Origin of the sequence: Robiginitalea biformata HTCC2501 (assembly GCF_000024125.1) — a bacterium.
GTDB classification, from domain to species: domain Bacteria; phylum Bacteroidota; class Bacteroidia; order Flavobacteriales; family Flavobacteriaceae; genus Robiginitalea; species Robiginitalea biformata.
Window position 1 is genome coordinate 2142285 of record NC_013222.1, and the last position, 16469, is coordinate 2158753.

Annotated in this window: 12 protein-coding genes; 7 read left to right on the forward strand and 5 right to left on the reverse strand. The window is 57.0% G+C overall.

What is annotated here, in order from left to right:
• The 5 genes from RB2501_RS09535 (at nt 1) to RB2501_RS09555 (ending at nt 3653) form a co-directional block, all read left to right on the forward strand.
• A complete protein-coding gene (locus tag RB2501_RS09535) occupies nt 1–732 on the forward strand; it encodes a hypothetical protein (protein ID WP_041327159.1) in 732 nt (243 codons plus the stop codon).
• Between the two features lie 13 nt (nt 733–745).
• Nucleotides 746–1372, forward strand: a complete 627-nt coding sequence (locus RB2501_RS09540; RefSeq protein ID WP_148214332.1) for a hypothetical protein — start codon at nt 746–748, stop codon at nt 1370–1372.
• A 133-nt stretch (nt 1373–1505) separates the two neighbouring features.
• Nucleotides 1506–1841: a hypothetical protein gene (locus RB2501_RS09545; protein ID WP_015754586.1), complete on the forward strand. Its 336-nt coding sequence runs from the start codon at nt 1506–1508 to the stop codon at nt 1839–1841.
• Between the two features lie 48 nt (nt 1842–1889).
• Nucleotides 1890–2321, forward strand: coding sequence for a hypothetical protein (locus RB2501_RS09550; protein WP_148214333.1), 432 nt, complete (start codon nt 1890–1892; stop codon nt 2319–2321).
• Nucleotides 2322–2390: 69 nt separating this feature from the next.
• Nucleotides 2391–3653 carry an MFS transporter gene (locus tag RB2501_RS09555; protein WP_015754588.1) on the forward strand — a complete coding sequence of 421 codons (1263 nt, stop codon included), beginning with the start codon at nt 2391–2393 and terminating at the stop codon, nt 3651–3653.
• Nucleotides 3654–3658: 5 nt separating this feature from the next.
• Here the strand turns inward: RB2501_RS09555 and RB2501_RS09560 are convergent, their stop codons facing one another.
• From RB2501_RS09560 to RB2501_RS09570, 3 genes are all read right to left on the reverse strand, one after another.
• The gene (locus RB2501_RS09560) at nt 3659–5212 is read right to left on the reverse strand and encodes a DUF1593 domain-containing protein (protein WP_015754589.1); all 1554 of its coding nucleotides are present in this window, start codon (nt 5210–5212) and stop codon (nt 3659–3661) included.
• 19 nt (nt 5213–5231) lie between these two features.
• Nucleotides 5232–6287: an amidohydrolase family protein gene (locus tag RB2501_RS09565; RefSeq protein WP_238528062.1), complete on the reverse strand. Its 1056-nt coding sequence runs from the start codon at nt 6285–6287 to the stop codon at nt 5232–5234.
• A gap of 123 nt (nt 6288–6410) precedes the next feature.
• Entirely contained in the window at nt 6411–8414 is a 2004-nt protein-coding gene (locus RB2501_RS09570; protein WP_015754591.1) for a TonB-dependent receptor plug domain-containing protein, read from the reverse strand.
• Between the two features lie 122 nt (nt 8415–8536).
• Here RB2501_RS09570 and RB2501_RS09575 point away from each other — a divergent pair, with 122 nt between their 5' ends.
• The gene (locus tag RB2501_RS09575; protein ID WP_041327162.1) at nt 8537–10201 is read left to right on the forward strand and encodes a carboxylesterase/lipase family protein; all 1665 of its coding nucleotides are present in this window, start codon (nt 8537–8539) and stop codon (nt 10199–10201) included.
• 62 nt (nt 10202–10263) lie between these two features.
• Nucleotides 10264–10995 carry a carboxylesterase family protein gene (locus tag RB2501_RS09580; RefSeq protein WP_015754593.1) on the forward strand — a complete coding sequence of 244 codons (732 nt, stop codon included), beginning with the start codon at nt 10264–10266 and terminating at the stop codon, nt 10993–10995.
• Nucleotides 10996–10998: 3 nt separating this feature from the next.
• Here RB2501_RS09580 and RB2501_RS09585 read toward each other — a convergent pair whose 3' ends face one another.
• Nucleotides 10999–14571 carry an FG-GAP-like repeat-containing protein gene (locus tag RB2501_RS09585; protein ID WP_015754594.1) on the reverse strand — a complete coding sequence of 1191 codons (3573 nt, stop codon included), beginning with the start codon at nt 14569–14571 and terminating at the stop codon, nt 10999–11001.
• Between the two features lie 111 nt (nt 14572–14682).
• A complete protein-coding gene (locus tag RB2501_RS09590; protein ID WP_015754595.1) occupies nt 14683–16440 on the reverse strand; it encodes a RagB/SusD family nutrient uptake outer membrane protein in 1758 nt (585 codons plus the stop codon).
• Nucleotides 16441–16469 lie beyond the last annotated feature (29 nt).

Below are 16469 nucleotides of genomic sequence, written 5' to 3' on the forward strand. Positions count from 1 at the left end.
ATGGGACATTTCTTCAGGCAATTGATTATCCTGAGTGCCCTATTCACCGGCCTGATCGCCACTGCACAAGGCACGTTTGAGGGCACGCTCGAAAACTGGCCCCACGGCCGGGCGCAAATTATCCTGCCCACCGATTCGCCGGTGGTTATCGGGAAGGTGGAAGCCGACGGTAAGGTATCCATAACCCTGGGAGAAGCGTTGGCGCAGAGGATCTCCGCGAGCCGTGAAGCGGATGATGGCAGCGGGATCCGGTTGGTACGAAGTACCGTGGAACGTGCATTTTATTGCCGGAGTGACGATGTGTCCTCCGAGAATGGGGACTTGCAGCTGGAGCGTGCCACTACCCGGGGCGGTTTTTATGTGGGCAACCTGGAGGAGGAAGAACTCCACGGCCAGATTCGGTTGGCCAGTTCCCAGGCTTTTGGCAACAGTTTTTTTCAGCTTGGTAAAAAGGATTTTGTCACCGGGCATTACATCGAGTTCTACTTTGCCGAAGAGGATGCATCCGTTCACGGTACGTGTAAAACACCCACCTATACGCTGGACGGGAAGGATGTATTTGACATCATCCACGAGTACACGATCGACCTGAAAAAAGGCTGGAACCTGGTAAGGGTTGAGGTGGCGGAGACCTACACGGACCAGGAAGGCAATATCCGCCCGCTGAAAATGGTCATGAAAACAGTCCGGGAGGTCCCCGGGGACACCCAATTCTTGTTTACAGCCAATTAATAAGACGCAGATTATGATGCATTCGATAAAACCATCCACCCATATAAAAGCCATGTTGTTACTAGCGGCTTTGGCGCTGGCAACCTGCGGGGAAGTAAAGACCCGGGATGCTGCCCAGGATGAGGAAAAGGAGATGCCGGAGGCGGATGCGCCAGTGGAATCAAACGAGTCGCTGGATATGAAGGCGAATATGAAACGACTCGCAGGCCTGACGCCCCTGACCGATGCGGAATTTGCGGCCTGGAAGCCCGATGCAGTCCTGGGTCTGCCGGCCACCAACGTGAATACAAATTCCCCGGAGGATGTTGCCATGTTCGACATCACCTATTACGCAGGCGGAGAAAAAATCAGGTTGCACATTGTGGACGGGGCCGGGAAGCGGGGTTCCCAACTGACGGGGCCCGCCCATATGATAGCCGTGCAGGATGTAGACGAGAAAATTCCCATGGGATATATCAAAACGGTGCGGGAAAACGGCATCAAGGCCCGGGAGCGCCATGAGAGTGCCAATAAGGAATATCAATTGAAACTCTTCTACGGCAACCGGCTCTTTGTGACCCTGACCACCTTAAACGTGGGACGGGCACGCACCTGGCAGGCGCTGGAGGCATTTGACCTGGAGGCGCTTCTACCCAAATAGGCCCCGTGGGCCATCCGGCCCCCGAATGGCATCCCGCCCCGGGGACTGGTTGCAACCACCAGGCTGGCCGTGATTACACCAAGAAAAATAAAAATCCCCCAAAATCTAGTTTATCAACCTAAAATTCACATTTATGAAATTGTCAAAATCCATCACCAACATCGCCCTTACATGCACCGCCCTTTTGGCATTTGGCTGCGGAGGCAGTGACGACGACGGCTTGGGCAATTGCTCCGAAAGTGCCTGGACACAGATTGTGGCCAACGAAGCCGCCCTATACAGCGATGCACTCTTTGCTTACCAAAATGATCCCTCCGCAGCGAATTGCGATAACGTGAAGTCGGCGGCTGTGAACTACCTGGAAGCCTTGCGGGATATCCTGGACTGTGTCCCAACCACCAACCGCGCTGAAATAAATGACGCAATTGACGACGCCCAAGAGGAAGTGAACTCCGAAGACTGTAACTAATTCGGTCGTGCATAGCCATTTCAGCCGATGGCAGATGACACCTCGGGGATGAAGATCAGACTATTCATATTGACAGTACTTGCCCTTCTGGCCTGGATGGATGCCCGGACCCAGCAGCGCAGCACGCGGGAGACCAAAGTGGTGCTGGTGGTCAATGAGCGGACGAACACGGTCACCGATATCGTCCTTTTCAATGAGATTGAGAAACGGGACCAGCAGGCTGTCCTTGCAGAATTTCCCGATAGCAAGTTTTTTATCGGGTTATTGCAAGGCAGTTACAGGAACCTTCAGGGCCTGGGGATTGAACCCATGCCCAATACAACGGTGACCATGTATACCGGCAAGGAATATTTCCCGGGAGATCAATTCTTTCCGGGAGACCAGTTCTTTCCGGGCGATCCATTCAATCTGGGGAACATTAAGGCCCGGGTGGTATCCAGCAAGGACGACCGGCTGACCCTCAAAATTAGGAATCGGTAGCGGGCAGTATCTGCGGACTGTAGTACATTTGCGCCAGAAACGGAATTGCTTCCGTTTACCCAAGCGCTTATGGCCCAACCCAACGACCCGTATGCTGCCCTGAGATTCCGGGAATTCAACATTTTCCTGGTAGTGCGGTTTGCCATGGTCCTGGCCTGGACCATGCAGTTTATCCTGATTGAATGGCTGGTCTATACGCTGACCAAGGACCCGTTGTCCCTGGGGATCATCGGGCTCATGGAGGTAATCCCATCGGTGGGGATGGCCCTTTTTGCAGGGCATATCGTGGATCAGCGGGAGAAACGGAACTTATTGATTTACTGCATCCTGGGGTTTTCGGTCGTCAGCCTGGGACTTTTCATCTTCAGCCTGCCGTCCGTGGAAGCCTCCATGGAACAGAAGTACCAGCTGGGGGCCATCTATGGGCTGGTGTTCCTCGGCGGGATCGTCCGGTCCTTTTTGGGGCCGACCATCTTTTCGCTTATCGCCCTGATTGTCCCGAAGCGGATCTATCCGAATGCGGCTACCTGGAGTAGCAGTACCTGGCAGCTGGCTTCCGTATTGGGCCCCGCCCTGGCGGGCTTCTCCATCAGTTGGATCGGGGTGCACTGGTCGCTTTGCCTGATATTTGGCTTCTCCCTGGTGGCTTTGGCCTTTTTATTGCGCATCCCGCGGAAGCCCATCCTCAACCCGAAAATCGGGGAACCCGTGTTCCAGAGCCTGCGGGACGGCCTGCAGTTTGTGTTTCGCAACAAGGCTATCCTGGGGGCATTGACCCTGGACATGATCGCCGTTCTGTTCGGGGGGGCCGTGGCCCTGCTCCCCGTATTTGCCCAGGACATCCTGGAAGTGGGGTCCGAAGGTTTCGGCATCCTGCGCGCGGCCCCTGCCGTGGGGGCGGCAATAACGATGCTTGGCTCCACCCGGTTCCCCCTCCACCGTCACGCCGGCAGGAAACTCCTGTGGGCCGTTTTCGCCTTTGGCCTCTGCATCATCGTCTTTGGGTTGTCCACGATGTTCTGGGTCTCCGTGGGTGCCCTGTTCCTGAGCGGAGCCGTCGACGGGGTATCCATGATCATCCGGCAGACCATCCTGCAGCTGAAGACCCCGGACAATATGCGGGGGCGGGTAGCATCGGTGAATTCTATTTTTGTAGGTTCCTCAAACGAATTGGGAGCTTTTGAAAGCGGGGTGACGGCCAGGTTGATGGGGACGGTGCCCGCCGTGGTATTCGGCGGTTGCATGACACTCCTTACCGTAGGGGCCATGGCCTGGTTCTCGCCCAGGTTCCGCCGGCTGGACCTCCGCGATGAGGTAGAGGCCGCCGATTGATCTGTTCAGCGGGCCGTAACCACCACCCGGGCATACCGGATCATCGGGTGCTCCGCTTCATCGGCCACCTCCAGGATGAGGTGCAGATCCTCTCCCGGCGCCATATCCGCAGGCAGGCGGAAGCGAAGGGTTTCCCCGCTTATGGCCCTTGGCAAAAGCTCACCGGTGTAACTATCCACCTCATGGTAACGCCACCAGGAAAATTTCAATCGGTCGCCATCCGGGTCCGTCGCCTGTCCGGTTAGTACTACTTCTTCCCCGGGTTTCGCAGACAGGCGGGAACCTTCCGAAACCGCCACATCCGGGGGGTGGTTGGCAGACTCGAAATCGAGGACGCACCAATCGGCACGGGCGGCAAAGTCTTCCTGGATGGCCGGGATCCATCGGGTCTGTGGATAAGTGACATCGAGGGTGTCTGTAAACGGGTTGAAATCGGCAACCCCGGCACCATCTTCCCAGCGGTTCGGCTCGGATTCCGACTGTTGCAGCCGCCCGCCCCATCCGCCAAAGGACGGATTGTCGATATTGTCCAGGCCTACATCCACCAGGTGCAGGTAGGCCGGAGAATCGCCTTCCGATATGAAATCAAAGGGTTCAAACGGCCCCCAGGACCGGCCGTTCCTGTTTTGGTTAAAGGAATCCAGGGCAACGCCGTGGATATGTTCCGGGTCCCCGTCCTGTTGTTGGCCATCCCCGTAGCTGTAATATTTTTCCATCAGCGGGCCGTGCCCCCGGATGATATGTTCCTTCATGAATGGACCTTGCAGGTAGGAATGCCAGCGTTCGGGCACCTGTTGTTTCCAGGGATAGGCAAAGCACCAGAACTGGTTGGAATTGTAATATACCGGTATATCCGGCCAGTTGGGTGCAATGTAATTGCGGTACGTGGCGTCCTGGTCCATGATCGCATAAATGACGGCCTTCTTGCAGATGTCCCGGTATATGGCCTCCCAGGAGTCGGAATTTCCGTATTTCTCCTCAATGGATTTCAACGCCCGGGCAATGGTATTGGTCCCGCCCCATACCTGCAGGTAGAGTTTTGTGGTATCGCTGTCCAGTAGCCGCCGGGCGATTAGCTGGGAACCGTCCGTATCCGCCGCCATTTCCCCTTCAAAATCGATATTGCCCACCCGGATCAGGGAGCGCAGGGTTTCGGGTGCCGGGTACCCTTCCGCGTGCTTCCGGAGGTTGGGGTAGACCTCGGCGTAACGGGCAATCAGGTCCTCCATCCAGGTGGTGCCCGGCCACCGCAGGTCGGTACGTTCCCCGTAAATGTTCCGGGTCATTTCCATTTCGGAGGTAAAAGGCGTTCCCTTTCCGTCGCCCTTATAGTGCCACATGGAGCTGCTGTACACCAGGCCCTCGATTTCGAATTCATTGGCGTAGAGCAACATCCGGATAAAGGAATCCACATCGTCGATCTCCCCGTCCGTGGTCACAATCGTACGCGGCCTTTGGGGATCGGCCTCCGGGGCAACCGGGGTATCCGCTTCCGCCCGGCATTGCAGAAATGTGCCGGCCAGCAGGAGGATGAAAAGCAGGGGGAGGGAACGGGTCATAGGTTGGAATTTATCAGGTTTATTCGAATTCGCTGGGATCCAGGTTGAAGAACCGGACGGCATTGTTGAAAAATATGTCCCGTTTCTGATCCTCGGACAGGTAATTCGCATTTTCGATGACCCCTATAGAGGTCTCCAGCAATTTGGGCCAGACCATAAAATCGGTACCGTAGAGGATGCGTTTACCGAATCCGGCCTGTACCAGGCGCTTCAGGTAGGCGTGGATCTCTTCCAGGGGGTAGCTCCAGATAAAACCTGCCAGGTCTACGTATACATAGGCATTGGCCCCCATCAGGGCAATCATCTGGTCGATCATCGGATAGCCGGCGTGCATGACCCAGATTTTAAGTTTCGGGTGGCGGGCGAGCATGTCCTCCAGGAGGAACGGTTGCCCCAATGATGCCCGGTAGTTGGCATTGGTGATATTGGCCATCCCGTTACCGCCCGTACCCATGTGGATGCCCACCGGGATTCCGAGTTCCTCGGCAACGGCAAAATAGGCATCCAGCGACATATCGCTGGGAGACATCCCCTGGTACTGCGGGGCTACTTCGCCCATCACCTTGTAAAAACCAGAGGAAAGGGAATCCCGGAAGGCCTCCACGGATATCTGGTCGGCGTTGCTGACCCCCAGGGAAGGGATTATCCTGTCGGGCGCCTGGGCGTGCCATTTGTGGATGACATCCGCATCGCCGCTAACCACCAGGGTCATGTTCAAACGCTCGGCCGTAGCGAGGAGTTTTTCCTGCATGTCCGCATCCGAGGCAGCGGGTTGCAGGGGGTCTACGCAATCCAGATTGATAAATGAGGGCGCCTCCTGGTTGGGCCCGCTCCCGGGCATGCTGTTCAGGAACCAGGGGCACATGGGCCTTGAAAAATTGGGATTTACCTTCATCGCATGCACATGGACATCGATGATCGGGGGGCGTTTTGCGGATTGCTCCTGGGCGTTGGCCTGGAACGACAAAACAGCTGCCAGAATCAGGCAGGGAAGCATTGTCTTATATTCGATAGAGAAATAACTGGTTATCCAAAACGACCTGCCGGCCGGTGTGGCTTGGGAAAAAGAAATCATGTCCGATTGGTTTTTGTGGTTGTTTGCGAATCCCATTGTGTTGGGATCGCATTCTTTGGAACAATTTAACCTAAAATTTCCAAGGATGGTAACCGGTAGGGTATGCCCCGGGTTGAAATGTGGTTATTTCACAAAAAGGCGCAGTAATTGTTGTTTTTCCCCCACCCGGCCCAGGTGAACCGTTTGGTAGGAAACGGTTTGGGAAGCCATGCCGAAATTCTCGTAGATGCGGCAGCCAAAAACCAGTGGCAGATTATCCGGGGAAGGGGGATCGCTCAGCAACTCTACGTTAAAAAGCCATTCCCCTGCGCTGTCGGCCCCATAAAAATCGAAGGTTTTAACGGTATATCCGGTTTGATGCTCTTCCCGCAGGCGTTCCGGAGCGGCCAATTGCGAATGTTCCCAGTCGTAGAAGCGCTGCTGAGGGTTTACCGATTGCAGGTTGAATTCCGCCCCGGGGAGGTTCCACTCGATGACCAGGCGCGCCCTGTAGGTTGGGCAGTTTTCGTAGTCGTAGGCACCGGGGATCATCCCGGCAAATTCCGGGTTGGCCCGAAACAGGTTTTGGATTTCCCGCTGGAGGAACGTCCGGTATTCCCTTGCGGCCTCCCCGGTACCCTGTACCTGGCGGTGGGCTTTGATAAGCTGGCGGACCAGCGCGGCTTTTTCCTGTTTGTCTTTTGCAAGCAGCGCCCGGCTGACCAGCGCACTCCCGGCAGGGGAGGGGACGGAAGCCAGGCTTTCGGCCACCACTATTGCGGCCTCGTGGCTGCCGCTTGCCAGCAGCCCGTACAGGGCGGCAGAAACGGCAGCGGGCCTGTCGGACATCCGTTCGGCCAGGTTGCTGACAATACGCGACGACAGTACCGGGTCCCGATCCCTGAAGGCAGCCGATGCATCCAGGTAAAACCCCGGGTCGGCGTCCCTGGATTTTCGCAACTCCAGATACCGCCTGTAAGCAGGTGCTACCGGGATGCCGGACAGGGAGCGGGATATGGCCGAACCGGTTGGGCCGGTGGTTTCACGGGCATCGTAGACGTTATTCCGGAGGCGCAGGGCATCGGCATTTTGTCGGTTATCGGCAGTACCGTATACGGCATTTTTTGTAGTGATCAAAAGGACCCCGTTCCGGCCTGCCTCCCCGTACATATTGGTAGCTGCCAGCCCTTTGAGCACGGTGATGTCCGCGATGTTGGCGGGGTCGATAAAATTGGCCCGCTGCGACCCGGCAACCCCCCCTGAAGAATTTGACTGGGCGAGGGGGGTGCCATCGACAACCACTAATCCGTAGTTGTTCCCCAGCATCGTCAGGTTGGTCCTGCTCGTGAATTGCGTGGCATCCTGCCCGGGTCCGACATTCACCCCGGTAAGCCGCCCGCCCTGCAGCGACTGGGAAATGTCTGTCTGGATCTCGGATACGTCTTCGTCATCCAGGGAGCTCACCGCGACCCCCACCCGGCGGCTATCCCGAGTGCCTGTTCCTGTCCGGACTTTTTCCGCGGCTTCCCTGCGGGTTTCGTTTACTTCCACCTCTTCCAGGGCAATCACCCCCTGCCCGAAACCAGTACCCGTTTCCCGGGTTTCCGGATTCCCGGCCCCGGGCCGGATGGCCCGGGCAAGCGGTTTCAGCTGGATGTAGTTCCCGCGGTAAACCAGCGCCGTGCGCTCAAGGAATTGCTGTGCCTCGCCGGTGGACCGGCTCAGGATGGTGTTGCCTTTCTCAAGCAATAACCGGTCGTTCGGATGGAGCTGAACGCCATCCGTATAGATGTAGGTGGCGCCGGGTTGCAGATGTTCGTTAAAGAGCGCATAGGGGGCGATTCCGTCGTAGGTGATGGCTTCCAGATCCTTTTTCAATTCCGTCCAGTCGCCATCCTGAACCACATAGGAATTTTTGACTGCCGATGTCCCTATGGTCACCAGTTCCACTTCGCAATCCGCACATGATGCCAGGACGGGCTCCAGGTACCGGAAGGCGTAGACGGGTTCATTGCCTTCCATGGAGGCGGAGGCATCCCAGCAGATGGTGATTTTTTTTGGACTACCGCTTTGAGCAGCAGCCCCCCAGGCAAGCAAAAGGAGCCAGGCGATGGCCTGGCCACGGCATGATTTCCGGAAGGGTATCACAGGCTCTGAAAATTTCAGTTCAAGATAGGAATATTCATCCTAACAATTTTGGGGATTCCCCGATTGGTTTGTTACGTGAATTCAGGGTATCTTGTATGCTGTTAAACCAATTAATCGCAAACATGAAACCTCTTCGGAATCCGGGACTCTTCGTCCTGATGATCGTATGCTCTATCCAATCGCAGCAACTTTCGGCCCAGCAACATGCTGCCAACCCGAACCAGAACGCCTTTCCCGTCCAGGCGCAAACCGACAAAGGGATTGTCGAGGGCAACTACGACACGCATACGGGTATTCAAACCTACTTCGGCATCCCGTTTGCCAAGCCGCCTGTAGGGGAGCTTCGATGGAAGGCACCCCAGCCTATGGATCCCTGGGAAGGGGTAAAGGAGACCAAAAAATTTGGTCCGCGCCCCATGCAAACCATGGTCTTCGGCGATATGAAATCCCGGTCGGACGGGGTAAGCGAGGATTGCCTCTACCTGAACGTCTGGACACCGGCCAAACGGAATACCCGGGGCCTGCCGGTCCTGGTCTATTTTTACGGGGGCGGCAATGTGGCCGGGGATGCCTCGGAACCCCGGTATGACGGGGAAAGTATGGCAAAAAAGGGCATGGTGGTGGTCACCACCAATTACCGGCTGAACATTTTTGGATACCTGGCCCACCCGGAACTCAGTGCGGAGGCCCCGTATAAGGCTTCCGGAAATTACGGTTCCCTGGACCAGCAGGCGGCCCTTCAATGGGTCCGGGACAATATCGAAGCCTTTGGGGGTGATCCGTCGCGGGTCACCATCGCCGGGGAATCCGCAGGATCCATAGGGACAAGTACACTCATGGCCTCGCCCTTGTCCCGGGAACTGATTGCCGGTGCCATTGGCGAAAGCGGGGCGGCCATCCACCCTACCATGGCGCCCGTACCCCTGGCGGAAGGCGAGAAACAGGGCGCGGAATTTTTAAAGCAAGCCGGGGTGGCCTCAATCGCGGATTTGAGAAAATTGCCCGCCCGGGATATTTATGAGTTGTACAACGAATCGGGGCGGTTTGGCTTCCCGATGACTATCGATGGGTATTTCCTGCCCGCCAGCCTGCCGGAGATTTTTGAGAGCGGCCGGCAGGCCCAGGTGCCTTTGCTGCTGGGGTGGAACTCGGCTGAAATCCCGGGGATGGCATTTATGCAGGGGATGTCCTATACCCCGGAGAATTTTGAGCAAAAAGTCCGGGAGGTCTACCCGGAGCGGCACGAGGAGATACTGGCTGCCTATGCGCACAGCACGGCCCGGGAGGTGGAATTTTCGGCCACCGCCCTGGCTTCCGACCGGTTTATCTCCTACAGTACCTGGAAATGGTTTGACCTGCACCGCAAGCATAGCGACCAACCCGTCTACCGCTACCTCTACAGCAAAATCCGTCCGCCCCTCCGGGATGCCAACCTGCGTTCCGGCCTGGCGGGAGGTACGGTGGAAGCGGATACGGAAGCACCCGACATGCCGGAGCCCATCGGGGCCCCGCACGCCTGCGAGATTGAGTACTGTATGGGGAACCTGCACCTGGTGGACGACTACGCCTGGACGGCAGACGACTACAAGGTATCCGAAACCATGCAGGCCTTTTTTGCCAACTTTATCAAAAAGGGGAACCCGAATAGCCTGGACCTGCCCAACTGGCCGCCCGCCGAAGCAAATGACCCGACGCCCCCGGTGATGATCATCGATACGAAGAGCCGGCAGGAACCGGCTGCCAACGACGATCGGTACCGGTTGCACGATGAGATATACAACGAATAAAGCACTCCGGCCGGTCAAACCAGTATGCCGGCATATTTGTGAAGTTTAAATTGGTCAACTATATGCATGTCTTAAGCTATTGCCGCACGGTTCCTGCCTGCCTGCTGGCCGTGCTCCTGTTCCAGGGATGCAGCGCCCAGAGCCGGCTGGTTTCCGGGTCGCAGCGGACGGAAGTAAGGGACACCCTGCATTACTACCTGTATTACCCGCCCGGATATGACCAGGGCAACGACGAATTTGGCTTGCTGTTATTCCTGCATGGGGGCGGGGAGGCCGGCAAGGACCTGGAAGCCCTGCGGGAGGCGGGCCCGCCAAAAATGCTCCTGGAGGGCAACGACTTTCCATTCCTAATCCTGGCTCCCCACAATTCCCATGAAAAACAATGGTGGAACGTGCGCGCTGTGAAGCAGTTGCTGGACGCGGTGTTGGCGGAAAACCGGGTGGATCCGGGCCGCATTTACCTCACGGGCCTCAGCCGCGGGGGGTCCGCTTCCTGGGAGATGGCCGTACACTACCCGGATGTATTTGCCGCCCTGGTGGTGGTATGCGGGATGGCCCCACTGCCGTACGCCTCCTGGATTGACCCGGATATGCCGATCCGCATATTCCACGGAACGGCCGACGAGGTGATCCCTTTTTCGGAATCCGAACAGATGGCCAACCGGCTGAAAAAGCTGGGATACGATGTTGAATTAACCGCCTATGAGGGGGTGGGCCATAATTCCTGGGACCGGGCCTACCGGACGGAAGGGTTATTCGAATGGATTGCCGCCCAATCCCGGAACAGCCACTGAGCCTTACGCGCCCCCGGCGTTTTCTACTGTTCGCACCTTATTTCCGGCTGCATCGAAGAATTCGATGGTTTCGATGGCCGGGGTAACCTCCAGGAAGCGCCCCGATTGGGAGTGGAACCCGCTGCCCCAGTAGAATTCATGGACCTGGCTGCTGCCGTCCTGCATCCGGACTACAGCCCGGACCTCTTCGGGGGCAACCCTTAGCAGTTGGCCGGCGCGGGGGTTTTCAAAGGCCTTCAGCCGGTCGTTGTTCTGGGAGGCTACCCAAACCACGGAGCCGCCCTGTTGCTCCAGGCGTATCAGGGCCTTGCCATCCCCGGGCACGAAAAACCCGCTTTGGCTTCGGGCAACCGGCACAAAACCATCCCCGACATTCCGAAGTGCCATGCCCATAAAGGCATCGGCCCGTCCCTGTTGTACTTCCATCCCGTAGTCGTTGCCCACCATCAGGAGGTCCAGGCGGCCGTCCTGGTCCAGATCGGTGACGGCCGTCCCGTAAACCGGGGCAATCTGCACGGGCACGGGTAAGGCGTGCCGGGCAAACCGGTTGTTGCCGAGGTTTTCCAACCAGGAAGACTCCATCGTATTGAACTCGTAGACCAGGGCGTCATCGAGCAGGCCGTCCGGGAACATCTCGGGCAGTGTGGACGCCCCGAACTCCCCGAACGAATTGAACCGCTTCCGGATGGCGGAGAACTGTTTGACCACGTCCTGCCAGGGGTGGTACAGGTATTCGCGCCGCACACCGGTACTGTCCCGTAGGTAATAGGAGATCAGCGGGTCGATCATCCCATTGTCGTCCAGGTCTTTGGCGTATATACGGACGGGTTCTTCCGGGCTGCCCTTGAAATAGATATTTGTTCCCGAATTCCCGACAATGTAATCCATGTCCCCGTCGTTGTCCAGGTCGGCAGCCGTGAGGCTGTTCCACCAGCCTTTGTCTTCGGCCAGGCCGGTACTTTCCGTAATTTCCCGAAGTTCGCCCTCACGGTTCTCGAAAAACCGCACCGGGCTCCACTCGGCTGCCAGGATGAGGTCTGGCCAAAAATCGCCGTTAAAGTCTGTCCATATGGCATCGCTTATCAGGCCGGCATATTCCAGGTTTTCCCCAGCCTGAGCGGTAACGTCTGTAAAGCGTACCACCCCGTTTTCCGTATCGTTCCGCAGCAGAAAGGAGCGGTCGGCTGTGGGATATGCAAAAGGCTTCACCCGGCTGCCTACAAACAGGTCCAGGTCGCCGTCCCGGTCAAAATCGGCTGCCTTGACCACCGAGGAATTCGCAAAGGCTTCCGGGAGTGCTTCCTTAGCCTCGGTAAAATTGCCCCGACCGTCATTCAGCCAGAGGACATCCCGGTAGCGGGGGTCTCCCGGTTCGTATTGGCCGGATCCGCGGGCCAGGTAGAGATCCAGGTCGCCGTCCCCGTCGGCATCGAACAAGAGGGAGGCGGTGTCTTCCTCTTCGAGCTCCGGGTGCGACTTATACGTGGCCTCCGTTTCGCGAAACGTTCCGTCTTCCTGCTGGTAAAACCATTTTTCCGGGAAATTCCGGCTCCCTCCGGCCAGCAAATCCGTGAGGCCGTCCCCATTTACATCGCCTGCAGCCAGGGAAGGACCGTACTGGGAGAATTTATGCGGGATGGTCCGCTGGTAGTTAAAGTCGATGAAATCAATGTCACGGATCAGGCTGTTTAACCCGAGGCGTTCCGAGGCCTCCGTCAGGAAGGTACGCCCCCGGGTTGCCGGCTGGGAGCCCGGCGTCTGGGAATCCGCATGGTCCAGGACCAGGGTCTGCCCAACGGGCACATTCAGGAGCCGCTGCACCCTGCCGTCCGGCCATTGGACAGTTACCGAGTCTGCTGTCCTGACAGTACCCAGGCCAAAATGCAGGACGGATTCCGGTTTGGAAAGGTACCCGCGCCCGGAAAGGAGTTGCAATTTCTGTACGCGATCCTGGCTGTACACGGACACGAGGCTTCCAAAACCGGCAGCATTTTCTCGTGTTCCCTCCAGGCGCACCCGTAAATAGCCCTGTTCCGGATGCAGTTCGGAACCGTTATTTTCCATGAGCAGCGCCTTATCGTTCAGGTTGTTGATCACCAGGTCCAGGTCGCCGTCCTGGTCCAGGTCGCCGTAGGCGGCCCCGTTGGAAAAGGTGCCGAAATTAAGCCCCCATTCCTCGGTGACATCCTCAAAGGTCAGGTTGGCCTGGTTGCGGAATGCGAAATTCGGGATTTTGATCTCCGGGATGGCCTCGATGAGTTTTTCCTTGCTGACCAACCGACTCGCCGTCACCCGGAAATCCCCGAAATCCCGGTCGGTGACGTCTTTTGGGAAACCGTTTGTGATCAGCAGGTCCTGCCAGCCGTCGTTGTCGTAATCCGCAAAGAGCGGGGCCCAGCTCCAGTCGGTTTCCTGAATCCCGGCAAACATGCCCGTTTCGGAATATACGGGCAGCCCGGTTTCCGGGTCCGTACCGTTGGCAATCTGCAGCGTGTTCCGGGCGTACTGGTACTCGTACCCGTACCGGCGCGTGAATATTTCCTTGTTGTAACTGCTGGGGCCCTGGAAGAGCTTTTTGCGCTTGTTGTAATAGGGCTGCATTTCGGTGGTGAACAGGTCGAGTTCCCCATCGTTGTTGATATCCGCCAGGTCGCTTCCCATGGAGGAAAGGCTGAAATGCTTAAAGATTTCCCCTGCCCGGTTGGTGAAGGTGCCATCCTGGTTGTTGATATATACCAGGTCGTTGCTGAAGAAATCATTCGCTACATAAATATCCATCCAGCCGTCCTTATTGAAGTCGTGGATGAGTGTGCTGTGGCTGTACCCGTGGTACCGGATTCCTGCGGAATCCGAGACATTTACGAACCGCGGGTGCCCCAGGGCCTCATCCCACCGGTTTTCATACAGGCGATCCCGGCTCAGGGAGGTGCCGTCGTCCTGGTTGGGCCGGAATTCGGACGGGTTGATCCCGTCGATCCGGTTGACCCCAATAAACAGGTCCAGGTCTCCGTCGTTATCGTAGTCGAAGAACTGGGCGTGGGAGGAATAGGTGTCGTCGGCAACCCCGTAGGCCTCGGCGCGTTCGCTGAAACGGGGGATCCCGTCTTCCCCAACCCCTTCGTTCACATACAGGAGGTTTCTTCGCTGGGTGGAGTCCCTGTAAAACGTATTGCAGATATAAATGTCCAGGCGGCCGTCCAAATTAAGGTCTACCAGGCTGACACCGGAGGACCAGAGTAGGGAGTCGGGTTTGCCAACACCCGAAGCAGCCGATACGTCCCGGAATTTCAGGTTTCCCTCATTCAGGTACAGGGCGTTATCCACCTGATTACCGGCCAGGAAGATATCGTCCAGTCCGTCACCGTTAAGGTCGCCCAGGGCTACCCCGCTGCCGTTGTAAACAAACTCGTTGTCCAGGATGTTGATGGAATCGTTTTCAACCAGTCGGTTTTCAAAATGGATCCCCGAATCGTCAGGGGAGACTTTGGTGAATAGGGCAGGGGCCGGATCTTCACCGGTACAGGATAAAAAGCTGGCTGTTGCGAGCGCCAGGAGGAGCGCGGAATAGGGTTTCATCGTGGATTGTTTGAAGTACGGACAAAAATGCGTGAATTCGCCGGAAGGGACAAGAAAAAGGCCGCTCAAAAAGCGGCCTTTAATCATTCATTAATTATTGTTAGCAGGTCATTACCAACCGGGGTTCTGTGTAAGAACATCGGCACCCTGCAGGTCGATCTGACCTTGCGGGATGGGCTGGTATTCGTGCTTGCCGGCCTGGAAACTGGCACCACCAAACTTGGTGACCAGATATTGGCCTTCGTAGTTGAAATAACGATTCAGTTCCTGATCGGCAATGCCCCAGCGCACCAGGTCAAAGAAGCGGTGTCCTTCGCCTGAGAGTTCCAGCTTGCGCTCAAACCGGACGATATCCCGGGCCACATCCTGGCTGGAGAAATCGGCAGCGGAGTATTCGCTGATTACATAGTTGGCGGCATTGGCATTCGGATCGTCGTACTCCTTCACCCAGTATTGGGAATTGGCTGCACGAGCGCGTACCTGGTTCACCAGAGCCCGAGCGGCTTCAAGGTTTCCGAGTTCCACCTCAGCTTCAGCAGCCATCAGCAGGACGTCGGCGTAACGGATGATCGTGTAGTTCATCAGGGCGTATCCCCGTGTCCAGGAGCTGGCATCTGTCAGGCTCCCTTCCTGGGAACGATAATAGATGTACTTCTTGGGGGAATACGGCCCGGCGTACGGAAAGCTCCGGATCCATGCAGATCCAGGGTGTTCAATCCAATCCAGGTAGGGAATGCCCTTCCGTCCGATGGACCAGTCGATCCGCGGGTCCAGGGGGCCGGAATCCTCAACGAAGGTCCCTTCGTCCTGTCCGTCAGTAAAGACATGCTTGTAAATATTGGCCACTTCATTGGCGGGGTCGCTGAAGGAGTAATCCAACAGGGGCTTTCCTTCATTGGTCACCCGGAAGTGGTTTGCCAGGTCGATACTCGGCTGGAAGAACCCGCAGCAGTTACCCGGGCCATCGGGGCCGGTGTTGTACGGGTAGTTCAGGTCGTCGAAGTAATTCGCATTCTGGGTACTACCGGTGTTGTTGGCAGATTCCACATCGAATACCGCCTCGGCGTGGTTATCGAACTCGGCATTGAAAATCTGCTGGTAGTCGTCCAGCAGCGCGTACTTCTCGCCTGTCGGGGTGGTCCCGTTGGCGATCACATCGTCAAACCAGGATTTGGCAGCGGCAAATTTCCCCTGGTAGAGGAGTGCCTTGCCCATCAGGGCCGCTGCAGCCCACTTGTTGACGCGCCCTGCGGAAGTAGTTCCCGGCAGGTTGTCGTAAGCGTATTGCAGGTCGGCTTCGATAAATGCCCAGGCATCCCCGTTGTTGGGAACCAGGGGCACTTCAGCGGCCGGTACCGTTTCATCAAATACCGGGATGTTGTTGAAGTGCTTTTTCAGGTCAAAATAATAATGGGCGCGAAGCATGCGGGCCTCCCCGGTAAGCCGGGCAAAGTCCGCTGCAGAAAGCTGGTCCTGGATCGCGGTTGCGGTGCGCACCACGTTGTTGGTCCGGCTAACGCCCTCATAACGACCCCTCCAGAGGCTATTCAAATCTCCCTGGGTAGCGTCGTGGTCGAAGCGCTGTACCGGGTTGATGGATGAATAATCCCCGGCATCCGTCCCCTTGTTGGCGTCCCCGCCGAGGATGGAACCGGTAACCCAGTGGTTCGGCCCTTCGAAACGGTTGCCGAACACTCCGTTCAGTGCCGCGTAGGCCCCGATCAGGAGGCCTTCAACCCCGTCCTTGGTCTGTAGCTGGGCATCCCCCAGCGAGTTCGCTGGCGCGACTTCCAGGAATTCATCACTACAGGCGCCGACCGTTAAAAGGCCTGCTGCCAGTAGCGAAGCAATAATTCTGTTTGTCTTCATAACTTTTTTTCCAAATATATTTAAAATAT